Source organism: Gillisia sp. Hel_I_29 (assembly GCF_000744275.1).
GTDB lineage: Bacteria > Bacteroidota > Bacteroidia > Flavobacteriales > Flavobacteriaceae > Gillisia.
Map to the genome: position 1 here is coordinate 1,232,339 of NZ_JQLP01000005.1, position 17,261 is coordinate 1,249,599.

Genomic DNA, 17,261 nt, shown 5'->3' on the forward strand with positions numbered 1-17,261 from the left:
TTTATTCTGAACTTTTAAAGTTTATAAATTAAAAAAGATCGGCTACTCTTAAAGTAGCCGATCTTTTTTTTAAAGTAAAATTAGAGGATGGTTCTGAAGGTAAGATTTATTCTGGAAGTATCGATCTTTTTAGTTTTTGGCAGTTGGTGTTTCCAGAAGTGTTGAGTTTTACCTTTCATTATCAATAAACTACCATGCTTTAGATGAAGTTCAAATCGTTGATCTTTACGTTCTTTATGTTTTAGCTGAAATTTTCGCTCTGCTCCTAAACTTACAGAAGCAATTATAGGGTTTGGCCCAAGTTCCTTCTCATTATCTGCATGCCACCCCATACTGTCATTACCATTTCTATAAAGATTTGCGAGGCAATGAGTGAATTTTAGATCTGTCAATTTTTCCAGCTCCTTAGAAATATTTAGTAATTCTGAAGGATAAGATTTGGGGTGCAAGGTGAGATTGGAGTAAGAATAAGCCTGAGAGTTAATGGCATATAAAGATGTTAATCTGGGTTGAGGAATCAATTTTCCAAAGATCTTAATATCGTATTGTTTCCAATCTAAATTATTTAATAGGAAGTTGTAATACGTATTTGCAATTGGAGCAGATAAGAAATTCGGATAATACCAGATCTCTGCATCTATAAGATCATAAATTTTCAGGTCTGTTTTCATCTTCGTTAATAATTATAGAGGGAGATAAAAATACGCCCACCATATTAATAAAAACTGTAACGGAATTCTAAGAAATAATGCCCACCGTGGTATACCTGCAGCTGCTTTTTTAGAAGAAAGCATATAAAAATGTACCATTAAAAATACGAGTAACATTAATATGATCAGGTATATTGAAATATTCTTTGTTTCCGGAAAGAATAGACCTATTCCTAAGAGTATTTCTGCTAAACCACTAAGATATACCAGACTCTTGTGCGCAGGTAAATATCTAGGCATTATTCGCATGTAGACCTTGGGTTTAATAAAATGGATACAGCCAGCAAGGATATACATAAATCCCATTAAGTACAAATGCCATGGATAGTTCATAAAATTCTAATTTAAGTTATTGTAGTAAATATTAAGAATTAATTGTCATTATATCAAGCCTAGTCTCAAAATATAAATCTAATTGCAGTTTTTCTAGGTTTTTGTTATTCAGATAATTGTTTAATACTCTTAATTAGAGTAACTTCCCACCCCGAAATCTAATCTTTATAAACTTAACTCTATTGAAGAAAAATTACTTCATATTCTTACTAATTATATTAAGCTTTAGTTATTCTTATGCGCAGAGCGATTCTTCGAGATTGGCATGTCTGGAATCTATTTATGTAGAAGCCGAAGAAGAGCACAAACAGTATGATTATAAGGAAGCAATAGAAAAAGCTATGACCTTGCTAGAGGAAGCAAGTGTAGATGGAGATCTCTATTACAAATATCAAGGAAATAAACTTTTAGGACACAGTTATCAAGATCTAAATGATACCCTTAGGTCTAGAAAACATTATGTGGAAGCATTAGGACATGCGCTAAATTTAAAGAATGATACCATTCTTATTGGGGCTTATAATGATCTTGGGAACACCTATTCTGAAGACAAGAACACCACTCAAAAAGGGATAGATTATTATCTTAAGACTATAGAGCTAACCGATAAATTGGGGATGACAGATAAATCTTTTTCTCCCACCTTAAATATAGCATGGACGTACATTGATAATAAAAAATACGAGAAAGCAGCGCCTTATATCAAAAGAGCACGAGCTATTAAAGATGAATACTTGCCGGAGGAAGAAAATACATTTATAGAATATATATCCGGTAGATATTATATGGGAATTGGTGAACTTGATAAAGCCAAGCCGTATTTAGAATATGCAATAGCGATTGCAGATAAGAAGGGCTTAATATTAGAATCTTCTCATGCTTATGATGAATATGCAAAACTTTTATATAGCAAAGGAGAGTATCAGGAAGCATTTTTAGCGCTTAAAAAAAATGTTGAACTTAAGGATAAGATCTTTGAGAATGATAAGATCTATCAAATAGAGTCTGCCAATGCAAGATTTGACGTAAGTGAATATCAAAAGGATCTGGAAGTAGCCAAAAAAGAACAACTTTTTAAGGATGAGGTCATAGAAAAATCTAGAGAGAAGATGTTTATTCTTATTATCTCTTCACTTGTACTTATTTTCATCTTAATGGCTTTGTATTTCATAAATAGGTCTAGGCGTAAACTAATATCAGAACTGAGTGTTAAGAATACAGAACTGATAAGTGCAAAAGAACAAGCAGAGCGACTAACAGTTTTAAAAACCAAGTTCTTTTCTACCATTAGTCATGAGTTAAGAACACCTCTTTACGGAGTTATCGGTCTTACTTCAATCTTATTAGAAGATAAATCCCTTCAAAAGCATGAAAGCGACCTACAATCGCTTAAATTCTCTGCAGATTATCTTCTGGCTCTTATTAATGATGTATTGCAAATGAATAAAATGGAATCCAATCTATTAAAGTTGGAGCATTTATCATTTAATCTTACAGATCTTATGAATAGTATTGTGAAGTCTTTTGAATTTACCCGACTTCAAAATAAAAACGTTATTCACCTGGATTTTGATCCTGCAATTCCTAAAAATATTATAGGAGACCCTGTTCGACTTTCCCAAATTCTGATGAATCTAGTTGGAAATGCTATGAAGTTCAATGAACGCGGTAACATCTGGTTAAAGCTAAAATTGATAGCTGAAGAAGAGGATAATATGGTGAGGATACATTTTGATATTAAGGATGATGGTTTGGGGATTCCTGAAAATAAGCAGCAAATGATCTTTGAAGAATTCTCTCAACTTAAATCTTCTAACTATAACTACCAGGGAACCGGACTTGGACTTCCAATTGTAAAGAAATTATTGAACTTATTCGATTCAGACATCCATTTGGAGAGTACAGAGGGTGTAGGCTCTACTTTTAGTTTTGAGATCTTATTCGAAAAAGATGTAAAACAGGAAAAAGCAGATTCTAGAGTTCTCGAGTCTGATATTCAAATGCAACAGAATGCCGTTGGTAAGCGCATATTAGTGGTAGATGATAATAGAATAAATCAGGTAGTAACCCAAAGAATCCTAGAGCAAAAATCCTTTAGATGTGAAATTCGTGATAATGGGATAGCTGCAGTAGATGCTATAAAAGATGAACATTTTGATCTGGTTTTAATGGACCTCAACATGCCGGGAATTTCCGGACTGGAAGCAACAAGAATGATAAGATTGTTTAATCCAGTAATTCCTATAATTGCATTAACCGCCGTAGAGATTGAAGAAATTCGTGAGGAAATTCATGAAGCCGGTATGAATGACATCATTGTAAAACCTTACGACAATTCAACATTCTACCAGGTAATCTATAGAAATATTCAAGCTGAGGTCTTAACCTAGAAGTTACTATTACTTTGTTATAATTTTAGAATTTTCAGGCTTTTGAAAAAGATCGGCATGAGCGTCGAAAAATACAATATCGCTAAGGTCTGCTTCCCCTAATTTCTTGCCAATACCATCCGTTTCATTCCATTCGTGAAAATCCCAATGTGTAGCCATATTAACACTATCAACTTTTACGTAGTTGGAATATACTATAGCATGAGGGTTCTCATTTGCTTTCTCTAATTCAGATCCAAATGTTACCACATAAGCAGCAGCATGTAGTAAGTTATTTTTTGGGTTTTGATAAATAATATACCAATCATCTGGTGCATCTCCAATATTATCTCCAAATGTTAATCTTCCCGTTGGGTACTCCATACTATCCTGCTTTCTAGTTGGCATGCTTTCCCAGTTAGTTCCTGGATCTGTTAGTTTAAATGGCATTGCAAAGAAGTATTGCCACGTAAACATGTCAAATCTTGCTCCTTTATCTACAGCTGTTTGTGGACATAAAAATACTTCTGCTCCATCATAAATCAGCTTGTCTCCATTTTCTTTATCTATTCTGATCTTGGAAGAATTGGTAAGACTGGTAATCTTAGCATTTAAACGCTCACTTCCACCAAATTTCAAATTAATATCGAACGCTACTGCGGTGTGATCATTCCAAGCACTTTTATTATGAGTATTCTCTATACTTTGTGCAAATGCTACCGCCGGAGATACTGCGCCATCACCAATACCCGAGTTTGGTTCTGTTTCTATTGGCTCTGCCATATTACTATCTTTTTTCTGGGCTTGGTTACAGCCGCTAAGTGCTAATAACATGATTAAAACAAATGCATTCTTCATAAAGTTCTATTTTGATTAAATGTACAAAAGGTTTCTAAAACTACTTAAAGTTAAAAACCGCCCTAACTATGTCTTGAGTTAGAACGGTTCTTTACAAATTTATTTTACGGGCTTTCTATTTTACCATTTCAAAACTTCTTTTGATAAAGGCAGTAAGCTCTTCACCTTTTAATAAGTTTTGAGATAAACGAGCTAGGTCCAAAGATTGCTTGATCAATCTTTCCTGTTTTTCCTCAGAATTAGAGTTTAAGATCTCCGAGATCAATTCATGATTGGTATTAACCACTAAATTGTACATCTCTGGCATATTTCCCATTCCAAACATACCACCGCCACCGGTTTGCTGCATTTCTTTCATTCTTCTCATAAACTCGGGTTGAGTAATTATAAGAGGAGCCGCGGTACTATCCATAGCTTCCAGTTGTACGGAATATTTTTCTTTTGGCACAACCTTTTCAAAGTCAGTCTTTAATTTCTCTTTTTCCTCTTCAGAAAGTTTAGAGATCTTATCGTCATCCTTTTTAATTAAATTATCTACATGATCACTATCTACTCTCACAAAAGAAATCTTTTCTTTGGAGCTTTCTAACTTTTGAATAAGATGTGAAACTATTGGAGAATCTAATAGGAGTACTTCATATCCTTTATCTTTTGCAGCTTGGATATAACTGTGCTGAGCATCCTGATTGGAAGCATAAAGAATCACCATATTACCATCTTTATCGGTATGATTATCTTTGATGCTCTCTTGCAACTCTTCAAAAGTGTAAAACTTATTATCTACCGTTGGATATAGTGCGAATTTATCTGCTTTTTCAAAGAATTTATCTTCAGAAAGCATCCCGTATTCAATCACAATTTTAATATCATTCCACTTTTTCTCGAATTCTTCTCGATTATTAGTGAAGAGCGATTTCAGCTTATCTGCTACTTTTCTAGTAATATAGCTAGAGATCTTTTTAACCGCACCATCTGCCTGTAAGTAAGATCTAGATACGTTTAATGGGATGTCTGGAGAGTCTATTACACCGCGCAACATGGTTAAGAATTCTGGAACAATTCCCTCAACATTATCTGTTACATATACTTGGTTCTGGTAAAGTTGAATCTTATCTTTTTGAATGTTCATATCCTGTCCCATCTTTGGGAAATATAGAATTCCTGTAAGGTTAAAAGGATAGTCTACATTTAAGTGAATATGAAACAAAGGATCTTCGAACTGCATAGGATACAGCTCTCTATAAAAATCTTTATAATCTTTATCTTCTAGCTCTGTAGGTTGCTTGGTCCAAGCCGGAGTAGGATTATTTATAATGTTATCTACTTCTACAGTTTCTGCTTTTGCATCTTCTGCAGCATCTTCTGGAAGAGGTAATTCTTCTTGAGTGGTACCAAATTTAATTGGCACTGGCATAAACTTGTTATACTTTACAAGTAGTTCACTAATTCTATTCTCTTCTAAGAATTGATTGTCTTCTTCATTTATATGAAGAATGATCTCTGTTCCGCGATCTGTTTTGTCCGCTGTCTCTAAGGTAAATTCTGTAGAACCTTCACAAGTCCAATGTGCTGCTGGCTCATCTTTATAAGATTTAGTAAAGATCTCTACTTTATTGGCTACCATAAATGCAGAATAGAAACCTAGTCCAAAATGGCCAATAATTCCACTGTCTTTGGCAGAGTCTTTATATTTTTCTAAGAATTCTTCAGCTCCAGAAAAAGCCACTTCGTTGATGTATTTCTCAACTTCTTCTTTGGTCATCCCAATTCCTTGGTCTATGATATGAAGGGTTTTATTCTCCTTATCAACCTTAACTTCTATTTTAGGATTTCCATATTCTACATCTATCTCCCCAATACTGGTAAGATGTTTTAATTTCAAGGTCGCATCTGTTGCGTTAGAAATTAACTCCCTAAGAAAGATCTCGTGATCGCTATAAAGAAACTTCTTTATAAGAGGAAAAATGTTCTCTACAGATACATTAATATTTCCGGTTGCCATATAATTGAATTTTAATTAAATAATTTATTTACTGTCTTTAACTATAGTCAAAAAAAATACCAAGTAAATTATTCTGCCAAACTGGCATTGTGTAATTATAAGCTATTTAAACCGTCTAAAACCATAGCTATTATTAACCCGTATATATTTAACAAACATTTTTGTTTGATGTTTATTGAAAAAGGTTAAACAGTTTGTATATTTACATTAGAATTAATTGATATGGTACAGAAGAAATCAACAGCAGAGAAATCTAAGAAAGCACTTCCTCTAACATTGGATAGAAATAAATTAATTTCTATGTATATGGAATACGTCTTGGAACATGATACTATGCCTAAGAATATTTACAAATTTTGTAAAGACAATGGAATTACTGAAGATCAGTTCTATGAATTCTATGGAAGTTTTGACGGATTAAGAAAAGGAATTTGGAATGAGTTTTATGATAATACGATGAGCTTGTTAATGCAAAGTCCGGAATTTGAATCTTTCACAACTAGAGAAAAGCTACTTACTTTCTACTATACATTTTTTGAATTGCTTACAGCAAACAGAAGTTATGTGCTATTTACACTCTCAGACGAGCCAGAGATGATGAAGAATCTTGAGCAATTAAAAGGTTTAAGAAAGAGAGTAAAAGAATTTGCCAGAGGATTGATTCAGGAGGGTAATGAAGATAAATCGGTTAAGATCTTAAAACAACCTGAAACAATTTTTTCTGAAGCTACTTGGTTACAATTATTATTTATTTTAAAATTTTGGAAAGATGATAATTCTCCAAAATTTGAGAGTACAGATGTTGCCATAGAAAAGTCTGTAAATACAGTGTTTGATCTTTTTGACAATACTCCTTTAGAAAGAATTTTAGATTTAGGAAAATTTCTTTGGAAAGAAAGAAGGGGATAAGATCTAAAATAACCTTACAGTTTTATAGCACTACGTGATATTGTGCTAGGTTACCAAATATTTAGAATTATGAAGACTATAGATAAGATACCAACAGGGAAATTAGGAAGAACATCTAAGATGGTTCAGACCGGTGTAAAAATTGGTGGTAATTATCTTAAATATTATAGTAAAAAGGCTTTTGACCCGCAGTTAACCAGAGATGAACTGGATGAGAATAATGCTACAGACATATATGATGGCTTAAAGAGTTTAAAAGGTAGCGCGCTTAAAGTAGCACAGATGTTATCTATGGAAAAGAGTTTGCTGCCAAGTGCATATGTAGAAAAATTTTCTCTAGCACAGTTTAGTGTTCCTCCATTATCTGCTCCATTGGTTAGAAAGACCTTCAAAAAATACAATGGGAAGTATCCCGAAGAACTGTATGATACGTTTGCAACCCAATCCGTTAACGCCGCTAGCATCGGACAGGTGCATAAGGCAACAAAAGATGGGAAGAAACTTGCTGTGAAAATCCAATATCCGGGGGTTGCAGACAGTATCAGTTCAGATCTTGCAATGGTAAAACCAATAGCAACTAGAATGTTCAATCTCCAAGGTAAGGATTCTAGTAAATATTTTAAAGAAGTAGAGGGTAAGTTATTAGAAGAAACAGACTATCTACTCGAAGTTGAACAAAGTAAAAACATCTCTAAGGCCTGTCAACATATTCCCAATCTTAGATTCCCAAAATATTATGAAGAGCTATCAAGTGAGCGAATAATTACAATGGATTGGATGGATGGTAAGCACTTAAGTGAATTTGCCAAGGAAAATAACGATCAGGATAAAGCTAATAAATTAGGTCAGGCCTTATGGGATTTTTATATGTATCAGATGCATCAATTAAGAGCAGTTCATGCAGATCCACATCCAGGAAACTTCATGGTAGATAAAGATGCTAATTTAATAGCAATAGATTTTGGTTGTATTAAAGAAGTACCAGAAGATTTCTATATTCCTTATTTTGAGCTTGCAAATATTGATAATATTAATGATCCTGAATTCTTTAATAAAAAGCTTTTTGAGCTTGAGATTTTGAGAGCAGACGATTCGGAAAAAGAGGTCAAATTCTTTTCTGAACTATTCTATCAAATGTTAAGTTTATTTACAAGCCCTTTTCATAAAGAAACTTTCGATTTCGCTGATGGATCTTTTTGGGAGAGCATTACAGCTCTTAGTGAGAAATATAGTAAAGATACAGAGCTTAGAAAAATGAATGGTAATAGAGGTAGTAAGCATTTTCTTTATATCAACAGAACATTCTTTGGGTTATATAATTTATTGCATGATCTAGAAGCTAAGGTTGAAATTAACAATTATAAAAAATATATATAAGGTTTTTATTGGTTAGGTTGTTAGAAAAGCGTGTCTTAAACTTAAGGCACGCTTTTCGCATTTTTATACTTTTTATATGGTAAATCAAAGATCGAGCGATTGAAATGCAACTTCTTACTAGTATTTGGATGTTAATGTTTCTTATATTGCGCCGCAAAAAATTATTAAATGCTTAAATTTAATAGCAATAATTATTAATTACATAATTTTCAAGAATGTATCAATCTAAAATTGCCGGGCTAGGAAGTTACGTGCCGGAGAATGTGGTAACTAACGAAGACCTTTCAAAATTAATGGATACCAATGATGCGTGGATCCAAGAGCGTACGGGAATTAAGGAGCGTCATCATATAAAGAAAGGCGATGGTAATTCTACCTCTGTAATGGGGGCAAAAGCAGCAAAGATCGCTATAGAGCGTGCTAATATTTCTAAAGATGATATAGATTTCATCATTTTTGCCACCTTAAGTCCAGATTACTATTTTCCTGGATGTGGTGTACAAGTACAGGAAATATTAGATATAGATACTTGTCCTTCGTTAGATGTAAGAAACCAATGTAGTGGGTTTGTATACGCACTATCTGTGGCAGACCAATTCATAAAAACCGGGATGTACAAGAATATCTTAGTTATTGGAAGTGAAAACCATAGTGGAGGTTTAGACTTTACTACAAGAGGTAGGTCTGTCTCTGTTATCTTTGGCGATGGAGCTGGTGCTGCAGTAGTTACTAGAAGTGCTCATTTAGGACAAGGCATATTATCTACTCATCTTCATTCTGAAGGAAGGCATGCTTTAGAATTATCTTTAAAAGGTCCTAGTACAGAACATTGGGTACCAGAAATAATAGCTGAAAATCCGCAAGGAGATGATATTCCATATTATCCATACATGAATGGACAATTTGTGTTTAAACATGCTATACAGCGTTTTTCTGAGGTAATTAATGAAGGCTTAGTTGCAAATGGTCTGGAGGTTAAAGATATAGATATGTTAATACCACATCAGGCTAATTTGAGAATCTCTCAATTTATTCAGCAGAAATTTAAATTGCCAGATGATAAGGTTTTTAATAATATTCAGAAATATGGAAATACAACAGCTGCCTCCATACCTATAGCGCTTACAGAAGCCTGGGAACAAGGAAAAATAAAAGAAGGAGATATAGTTGTATTAGCAGCCTTTGGAAGCGGATTTACTTGGGGAAGTGCTATAATAGAATGGTAAAATTAAATTAGCTTTATAAAATTAAAAACCCGAGCTCAACCAAAGCTCGGGTTTTTTGCTAATAAATAAACAAATAGAATCTTCAAGAGTTAACATCGCTGCTCATTAAGCTTAAGAAGAGCTTTAAAATGTAGATCTCATATTTTTTATAAGGACCGAGAAATTTCTATTTTGTTACAATCTTAATAATGCTGTAACTTTGTTTTATGGAAAAGAAAAAAACATTAGTGCTAGGTGCATCTACCAATCCATCTAGATATTCGAATATTGCTATTAATAGATTGGTAACCTACGATCAACCCGTAGTTGCAATTGGACTTAGAAAAGGGGAAGTTGCAGGAATCTCAATTACTACAGCGTTAGAAGATTTTCCGGAAATAGATACCGTTACATTATATCTAAACCCTAAAAGGCAGGTAGAATATTACGAATATATAATTTCCTTACAACCAATTAGGGTGATTTTTAATCCGGGAACAGAAAATCCTGAATTCTATAAATTGCTAAAAGCAAATAATATTGAGATAGAAGTGGCCTGTACGTTAGTGATGTTGGGTACGAATCAATACTAGACCAAGAAAGGTTAATGCTCCATTTAATATTAGTATAAAGAAACCAAATTCAAAGCCAAACCAAGCTAAGCTATTTACGCTAATAAAGTAACTTAGGATAGGAGATAGAATTGCAATAATGGGCACCAGTTTATCTTTAACCTGCCATTTGGTAAACATTCCGAAACTAAATAGACCTAATAGTGGGCCATAGGTATAGCCGGTAAATACGAATAGCTTAGCAATTACACTTTCATCTTTTATAAAGTATTTAAAAGATACTATTACCAAGATCAACAATATTGAAATGGCTATATGAATTTGCTTTCTGATACTTTCTTGCCTAGCAGGGCTAAATCTTCTTTCAATATCAATAATATCAATACTAAAAGAGGTTGTAAGAGAAGTTAATGCGCTATCTGCACTACTATAAGCTGCAGCTATCAATCCAAGAACAAAGAAAGTTGCTATTCCTATTCCTAGGCCACTTTGTGTTGCTATTACTGGAAAAAGGTCATCTTTAGAAGCATCAATTCCGTTTCGTCTGGCGTATTCTGTAAGTAATATTCCTAAAGCCATAAAGAATAGATTTACGAAAACTAGCACAATAGTGAACCAAAACATGTTCTTCTGTGCATCTTTCAGATTTCTACAGGTAAGATTTTTTTGCATCATATCCTGATCTAGACCTGTCATTACTATTGCTATAAACGCACCAGAAATAAACTGCTTCCAGAAGTAATCTGCACTTTTATAGTCATCGAAAAAGAAGATCTTAGAAAGTTCACTATTTGTGATATGAGAAATTAGGTCTGCTCCTTGTATACCAAGATCATCTGAGACATAATAGATGCTAACGCCTACAGCAATTAGCATACATAGGGTTTGTAAAGTATCTGTATAGACAATGGTTTTAATTCCAGATCTAAAGGTATATAGCCAAATAAGAGCAATGGTCATTACTACCGTAGCCCAAAAGGGTATTCCTAAATTATCGAACAGTATGATTTGTAAAACATTTGCAACAAGAAAAAGTCTAAAACTGGCGCCCACAATTCTAGATAATAAGAAAAATGAAGCTCCAGTTTTATAAGAATTCCTACCAAACCTTTCCTCTAAATAGGTATAGATAGAAATAAGGTTCATCTTATAATAGAGTGGTAGCAGCACTGTTCCAATTACGAGATATCCCAAGGTATATCCCAAAACTACCTGAAAATAACTGAATTGATTAGATTCTATTAAACCGGGAACAGATATAAAGGTTACTCCGCTTAAAGAAGCGCCAATCATCCCAAAAGCAACTATATACCAGGGAGATTGCCTGTTAGCTTTAAAAAATGCTGCATTGTCTGAATTTTTTCCGGTAAGGAAGGAGATTAAAATAAGTACTCCAAAATAAGCTGCAATGAGCAGCAGAATATAAGTTGATTGCATGAAAATATATTTGCGGTCGCAAATTACAAATAATGTGTTGAACAATTTGAAGTTCCCTTCTTCTTAAATTTATGGAGATGCATCAAAATTGTGTATTTTTGAACCATGGATTTTTCATCTAAATTATTAGGACAGGCCGTGGCCGAAATGTCTCAACTTCCGGGAATAGGAAAGCGTACCGCATTAAGATTGGTATTACATTTACTAAAGCAACCAGAATCTCAAACCGTGCAACTTTCTGGGGCGCTTACAAATCTAAGAACCCAAATAAAGCTTTGTGAGAACTGTCATAATATTAGCGATACTAGAATTTGTGATATTTGCGCTAATCCAAACAGATTAAAAGAGATAGTTTGTGTGGTGGAAGATATTAGGGATGTTATGGCTATTGAAAATACGGGTCAGTATCGAGGTCTATATCATGTGTTGGGAGGCAAGATAAGTCCTATGGATGGAATAGGTCCCTCTCAACTTACTATTAAATCGCTAATAGATAAAGTGAAGTTAGGAGAAGTAGAAGAGATCATTTTTGCATTGAGCAGCACTTTGGAAGGAGATACTACCAATTTCTATATATTTAAACAATTGGAAGGGGCTGCGATCAAAACTTCAACTATTGCTCGAGGTATTTCTGTAGGAGATGAACTGGAATTTGCAGATGAGGTAACTTTAGGAAGAAGTATCACTAATAGAGTACCTTTTGAAAGTTCCTTAAAAAATTAAAAGAGCCTAAGTTGTAAGTTGCTTTCAGAAATTATAACACAGAATGGCTTAAAACAATGATTATAGAGTTAATTAATGCTTTTGAAATTGTATTTTAAGCCAAAAGAGAAATTAAAGCGATTGCAGTGGGTTTTGTTAAATTTTATTTATTAAATATTTAATATTTCTTAAAAGTAAAATTTAGTAATTTCGCAATCATAATTATAAAAAACATCTTTGAGATAAGAATATGGCAAAGTTTGAACTTAAATTACCCAAAATGGGCGAGAGTGTTGCGGAAGCAACAATTACTAATTGGTTAAAAGAAGTTGGAGATACCATCGAGGCAGATGAAGCGGTACTTGAAATTGCTACAGATAAAGTAGATAGTGAAGTGCCAAGTGAGGTTGATGGAAAGTTGGTGGAAATCCTTTTTCAAACCGATGATGTTGTAAAAGTTGGTCAAACTATAGCCATTATAGAGACGGATGGTGATGGTGAAGAGGAAAATTCTTCTCAATCTGAAGTTGCGCCTTCAGATGCCATGGTAAAAGATGTAGAAAATACTGTAACTGCTGCTAAAGATAATACAACATCTCATAGTTCAACAGATTTTTCAGATTCAGATAGATTTTATTCTCCCTTGGTAAAGAATATTGCCAAGCAAGAAGGGATCTCATTAGAAGAATTAGAAAAAGTTCAGGGATCGGGAAAAGAAGGTCGTGTTACAAAGAATGACATTTTAGATTATGTAGAAAATAGATCATCAACGCCGGCATCTCAGCCATTAGCTTCCGCTAAACCAGCAGCAAGTGCTCCTGTTCAGCAAAAAGCTGCTCCTGTAAGTGTAAATGGAGAAGATGAGATTATTGAAATGACCAGAATGGGTAAGATGATCGCTCATCATATGGTGCAGAGTAATCAAACTTCAGCCCATGTTCAATCTTTTATAGAAGTAGATGTAACAACTATCTGGAATTGGAGAAATAAGCATAAAGATGCTTTTGCTAAGCGTGAAGGGGAGAAGTTGACCTTTACTCCAATTTTCATGGAGGCGATTGCAAAGGCCATTAAAGATTTCCCCATGATCAATATCTCTGTAGATGGAGATACTATCATCAAAAAGAAAAACATCAACTTAGGGATGGCAGCAGCGTTACCAGATGGTAACCTTATTGTTCCTGTAATTAAAAACGCAGACAGACTAAATTTAGTAGGCTTGGCGAAAGAAGTGAATGATCTTGCTAACAGAGCCCGAGCAAATAAATTAAAGCCAGATGATATTCAAGGTGGTACTTATACAGTTACCAACGTAGGTACTTTTGGAAGTATTATGGGAACTCCTATTATTAATCAACCACAAGTGGCAATTTTAGCGTTGGGTGCAATTAGAAAAGTACCAGCTGTTATAGAAACTCCAGAGGGTGATTTTATTGGTATAAGATATAAAATGATACTATCTCATAGTTATGACCATAGAGTTGTAAATGGAGCTCTAGGTGGACAGTTTGTTCAAAGAGTTGCGCAATATTTAGAATCTTTTGATAAAAATAGAGTGGTTTAATAAGTACTCCATATAAGTTTAATAAACCGTTTAGAAAGCTCGATAAAGGCTTTTTAAGCGGTTTTTCTATTTCAATAATATATGCCGCTGTCTGGTGTCTTCTCTTGCAAATATGGGTACTGCCCCGATATTTTTATAGTATCTTTGCGAAAATTAAGCATTCATTTATGGAGTTGAAACTTACTAAGCCAATTTGTTTTTTTGATCTGGAAACTACGGGGACAAATGTGGCTAAAGATCGTATTGTAGAAATATCAGTTTTAAAGGTTTTTCCTAACGGAAATAAAGAAAGTAAAACTTGGCTGGTAAATCCGGAGATGAAGATCCCTGCTGAAGTAATTGAGATTCATGGTATTTCTAATGAACGTGTGGAAAATGAGCCTACTTTTAGAGAGTTAGCCCCTAAAGTTCATGAAATGATAAAGGGGTGTGATCTTGGAGGATTTAATTCTAATAGGTTTGATATTCCATTACTAGTAGAAGAATTATTAAGAGCAGATGTAGATTTTGATATGAAAAATGTAGTTTCTGTAGATGTACAGACTATCTTTCATAAAATGGAGCAGAGAACGCTTTCTGCAGCCTATAAATTTTATTGCGGAGAGACTTTAGAAGGAGCGCATTCTGCAGAGGCAGATACCAATGCAACATATGAGGTGTTGAAATCTCAGTTAGATAGATACGAAGATTTAGAAAATGATATATCGTGGTTAGGACAATATAGTTCTAGAAGAAATTTTGCAGACTTTGCAGGGTTTATTGCTTTTGATAAAAAAGGAGCTGAAGTTTTTGCTTTTGGAAAGTTTAAAGGTAAATATGTAGAAAAAGTATTGGAAGATGAGCCAGGTTATTATGGATGGATCCAAAATGCAGATTTTCCGTTATATACTAAAAAAGTTCTTACTGCTATTAAATTAAGAAAGTTGAATACGAAGCTAAAATAAGTTTTCAAAGTTAATTGGATAGACCATGAAAATAATCTGTATTGGTAGAAATTATGGAGCTCATATTTCTGAGCTTCAGAATGAAAAGCCTAAAGATCCGGTAATATTTCTTAAGCCTGATACCGCTATTTTATTAAAAAAGCAACCTTTCTTTATTCCAGATTTCAGTAATGATGTGCATTATGAGGTGGAAGTGTTGGTTAAAATCAAGAAAGTAGGAAAATATATTCAGTCCAAATTTGCTCATAAATATTACGATGAAGTAGGTTTAGGAATAGATTTTACTGCCAGAGACCTTCAAAATGAATTGAAAGAAAAGGGATTACCTTGGGAAAAGGCGAAATCTTTTGATGGAGCAGCGGTTATTGGTGAGAAATGGATAGATAAAAATGCTTTTCAGAATATAAATAATGTTAACTTTAGCTTAGAAAAGAATCAACAAAAGGTTCAATCGGGCAATACTTCAGATATGTTATGGAAGATAGATGAGATCATCGCCTATGTTTCGCAATATTTTACACTGAAAATTGGCGATATTATTTTCACCGGAACTCCAGAAGGAGTAGGTAAAGTAGAGCCTAATGATAGGTTGACAGGATTTTTAGAAAAAGAAGAAATGTTTTCAATTCAAGTAAAATAGATGAGTAAAAGTTACAACTTAGACAGCGTGAATGAAATGGCTGGGGGAGATGAGGATTTTTTAAAGATCATTGTACAAACCTTTTTAGAAGAGATCCCGCCAGATGTTAATTCTATGATCGAAGCAATAGATAATGATAACCCTAGTTTGGCTTACCAGTTTGCTCATAAGATGAAGCCAAATCTAGAATTATTTGGATTACAATTAATGGATCAGGTTCTTATTATAGAGGCTTGGTCTAAAGAAAATAAAAATGATGCCAGCGCCAAGGAAGCTGGTAATAAGATCTCTAAAAAAGTCTCTTTAGCAGAAATAGAGCTAAAAAATGATTTCGGTTTATAATGACGGCAGAGATTATTACTATTGGTGATGAAATTTTGATCGGTCAGATCGTGGATACAAATTCTGTTTTTATTGCTAAAGAGCTAAATAAGATCGGAATTTCTGTAAATCAGATCACTTCTATACAGGATAATAGAGAACATATTCTTTCTACGCTTAAGGATGCTAATTTAAGAGCAGATCTGGTAATTATTACTGGAGGTCTTGGGCCCACAAAAGACGACATTACAAAACATACTTTTTGTGAGTATTTTGAAGATCATTTAGTAAAAGATCAATCTGTGCTGGATCATATAGAAGATCTTTTTGAAAAGATAGTTTCTACTCCAATTTCAGATATGAACCGAGACCAAGCAATGGTTCTTTCTAAATCTACAGTGCTTTTTAATAAATACGGAACGGCACCGGGAATCTGGATCGAAAAGGATAAGACTGTTTTTGTTGCTATGCCCGGCGTGCCTTTTGAAATGAGATCTTTGATGGAGTATGAGGTTATACCTAAGTTAATATCAGATTTTAATAGGCCTTTCATTTATCATAAAACCATTAGAACTTATGGGCTAGGGGAGAGCGCTATTGCCCAGAGGATCGAAGCATGGGAGGAAGCACTACCTGCACATATAAAGCTAGCGTATTTACCTAGTTATGGTTCTGTGCGATTAAGACTTTCCGGGAAGGGGGATAATGAAGAAAAACTAAAAGAAAGTATTGAGGTAGAGTTTGAAAAGATCTATCCACTTTTAGAGGATATTTTGCCTAGTAAAGATGGAGAAGATCAAGATATAGCTATGAGCATTAATAATCTTCTAGCATCTAAGCAACAATCACTTTGTTTTGCTGAAAGTTGTACAGGAGGAGAATTGGCTGCGGCTTTTACATTAAATCCTGGGGCTTCTAGATGTTTTAAAGGCGGATTGGTTACTTACGCCACAAAAATGAAAGAAGATATCCTTAATGTACCAGCTAATATTATTGAAAAATATAGTGTGGTTAGTGGGGAAGTGGCAGAAAAAATGGCAGAAAATGCTAAGAAGCTCTTTAAGTCTGATTACGCTATTTCTACCACTGGAAATGCCGGCCCTGCTAAAGGAGACAGTGATGTAGAGATTGGTACTGTTTTTATAGGAGTTGCTACTCCAGATCGAGTTTTTTCTGTGGAATATCAATTAGGGAAAAATAGAGAGCAAGTGGTGAATAAGGCGGTGAATAAAGCTTTTGAATTACTCCTTAAAGAATTGAACCATAATTGATTATATAGTGCTTATTAAGTATGGTAAGGAGTGCTGCTCTGGCAGGT

16 protein-coding genes are annotated in these 17,261 nt (G+C 34.0%); 11 read left to right on the plus strand and 5 right to left on the minus strand.

Features of this window, described 5'->3' with window-relative positions; all coding sequences use genetic code 11:
- Positions 1 to 80: 80 nt before the first annotated feature.
- On the minus strand, positions 81 to 671 hold the full coding sequence (locus P163_RS10715) for an alpha-ketoglutarate-dependent dioxygenase AlkB family protein (RefSeq protein ID WP_034890775.1): 591 nt from the start codon (positions 669 to 671) through the stop codon (positions 81 to 83).
- A 12-nt stretch (positions 672 to 683) separates the two neighbouring features.
- Positions 684 to 1,043, minus strand: coding sequence for a MauE/DoxX family redox-associated membrane protein (locus P163_RS10720; RefSeq protein ID WP_034890777.1), 360 nt, complete (start codon positions 1,041 to 1,043; stop codon positions 684 to 686).
- A 182-nt stretch (positions 1,044 to 1,225) separates the two neighbouring features.
- On the opposite strand from P163_RS10720, the gene P163_RS10725 reads away from it, so the two are divergent.
- Positions 1,226 to 3,433, plus strand: a complete 2,208-nt coding sequence (locus P163_RS10725; protein WP_034890779.1) for an ATP-binding protein — start codon at positions 1,226 to 1,228, stop codon at positions 3,431 to 3,433.
- 9 nt (positions 3,434 to 3,442) lie between these two features.
- Here P163_RS10725 and P163_RS10730 read toward each other — a convergent pair whose 3' ends face one another.
- Together P163_RS10730 and htpG are read right to left on the minus strand one after the other, a co-directional pair.
- On the minus strand, positions 3,443 to 4,270 hold the full coding sequence (locus tag P163_RS10730; RefSeq protein WP_034890781.1) for a hypothetical protein: 828 nt from the start codon (positions 4,268 to 4,270) through the stop codon (positions 3,443 to 3,445).
- Between the two features lie 115 nt (positions 4,271 to 4,385).
- On the minus strand, positions 4,386 to 6,272 hold the full coding sequence (gene htpG, locus P163_RS10735) for a molecular chaperone HtpG (protein WP_034890783.1): 1,887 nt from the start codon (positions 6,270 to 6,272) through the stop codon (positions 4,386 to 4,388).
- A 222-nt stretch (positions 6,273 to 6,494) separates the two neighbouring features.
- Here htpG and P163_RS10740 point away from each other — a divergent pair, with 222 nt between their 5' ends.
- The 4 genes from P163_RS10740 to P163_RS10755 all read left to right on the plus strand — a co-directional run bounded on the left by P163_RS10740 (position 6,495) and on the right by P163_RS10755 (position 10,356).
- Positions 6,495 to 7,181, plus strand: coding sequence for a TetR family transcriptional regulator C-terminal domain-containing protein (locus P163_RS10740; protein WP_034890785.1), 687 nt, complete (start codon positions 6,495 to 6,497; stop codon positions 7,179 to 7,181).
- A gap of 69 nt (positions 7,182 to 7,250) precedes the next feature.
- The gene (locus P163_RS10745) at positions 7,251 to 8,558 is read left to right on the plus strand and encodes an ABC1 kinase family protein (RefSeq protein WP_034890787.1); all 1,308 of its coding nucleotides are present in this window, start codon (positions 7,251 to 7,253) and stop codon (positions 8,556 to 8,558) included.
- Positions 8,559 to 8,773: 215 nt separating this feature from the next.
- Positions 8,774 to 9,784 carry a 3-oxoacyl-ACP synthase III family protein gene (locus tag P163_RS10750; protein WP_034890789.1) on the plus strand — a complete coding sequence of 337 codons (1,011 nt, stop codon included), beginning with the start codon at positions 8,774 to 8,776 and terminating at the stop codon, positions 9,782 to 9,784.
- A 206-nt stretch (positions 9,785 to 9,990) separates the two neighbouring features.
- Positions 9,991 to 10,356 carry a CoA-binding protein gene (locus tag P163_RS10755; RefSeq protein WP_034890791.1) on the plus strand — a complete coding sequence of 122 codons (366 nt, stop codon included), beginning with the start codon at positions 9,991 to 9,993 and terminating at the stop codon, positions 10,354 to 10,356.
- Here P163_RS10755 and P163_RS10760 read toward each other — a convergent pair.
- The gene (locus P163_RS10760) at positions 10,327 to 11,772 is read right to left on the minus strand and encodes a sodium:solute symporter (RefSeq protein ID WP_034890793.1); all 1,446 of its coding nucleotides are present in this window, start codon (positions 11,770 to 11,772) and stop codon (positions 10,327 to 10,329) included. The two genes, P163_RS10755 and P163_RS10760, sit on opposite strands and share 30 nt — an antisense overlap.
- Positions 11,773 to 11,877: 105 nt before the next feature.
- On the opposite strand from P163_RS10760, the gene recR reads away from it, so the two are divergent.
- The 6 genes from recR (at position 11,878) to P163_RS10790 (ending at position 17,214) form a co-directional block, all read left to right on the plus strand.
- Complete coding sequence (gene recR / locus P163_RS10765) at positions 11,878 to 12,495, plus strand: recombination mediator RecR (protein ID WP_034890797.1); 618 nt, start codon at positions 11,878 to 11,880, stop codon at positions 12,493 to 12,495.
- A 229-nt stretch (positions 12,496 to 12,724) separates the two neighbouring features.
- Positions 12,725 to 14,038, plus strand: coding sequence for a dihydrolipoamide acetyltransferase family protein (locus P163_RS10770; RefSeq protein ID WP_034890799.1), 1,314 nt, complete (start codon positions 12,725 to 12,727; stop codon positions 14,036 to 14,038).
- Positions 14,039 to 14,205: 167 nt separating this feature from the next.
- Positions 14,206 to 14,982, plus strand: a complete 777-nt coding sequence (locus tag P163_RS10775) for a 3'-5' exonuclease (protein ID WP_034890801.1) — start codon at positions 14,206 to 14,208, stop codon at positions 14,980 to 14,982.
- A gap of 25 nt (positions 14,983 to 15,007) precedes the next feature.
- Complete coding sequence (locus tag P163_RS10780; protein WP_034890803.1) at positions 15,008 to 15,622, plus strand: fumarylacetoacetate hydrolase family protein; 615 nt, start codon at positions 15,008 to 15,010, stop codon at positions 15,620 to 15,622.
- On the plus strand, positions 15,623 to 15,964 hold the full coding sequence (locus P163_RS10785; RefSeq protein ID WP_034890806.1) for an Hpt domain-containing protein: 342 nt from the start codon (positions 15,623 to 15,625) through the stop codon (positions 15,962 to 15,964).
- Positions 15,964 to 17,214 (plus strand): competence/damage-inducible protein A, encoded by a 1,251-nt coding sequence (locus P163_RS10790; protein WP_034890808.1) that lies wholly within the window; start codon positions 15,964 to 15,966, stop codon positions 17,212 to 17,214. The genes P163_RS10785 and P163_RS10790 overlap by 1 nt, the downstream gene beginning before the upstream one ends.
- The last annotated feature ends 47 nt before the right edge of the window (positions 17,215 to 17,261 follow it).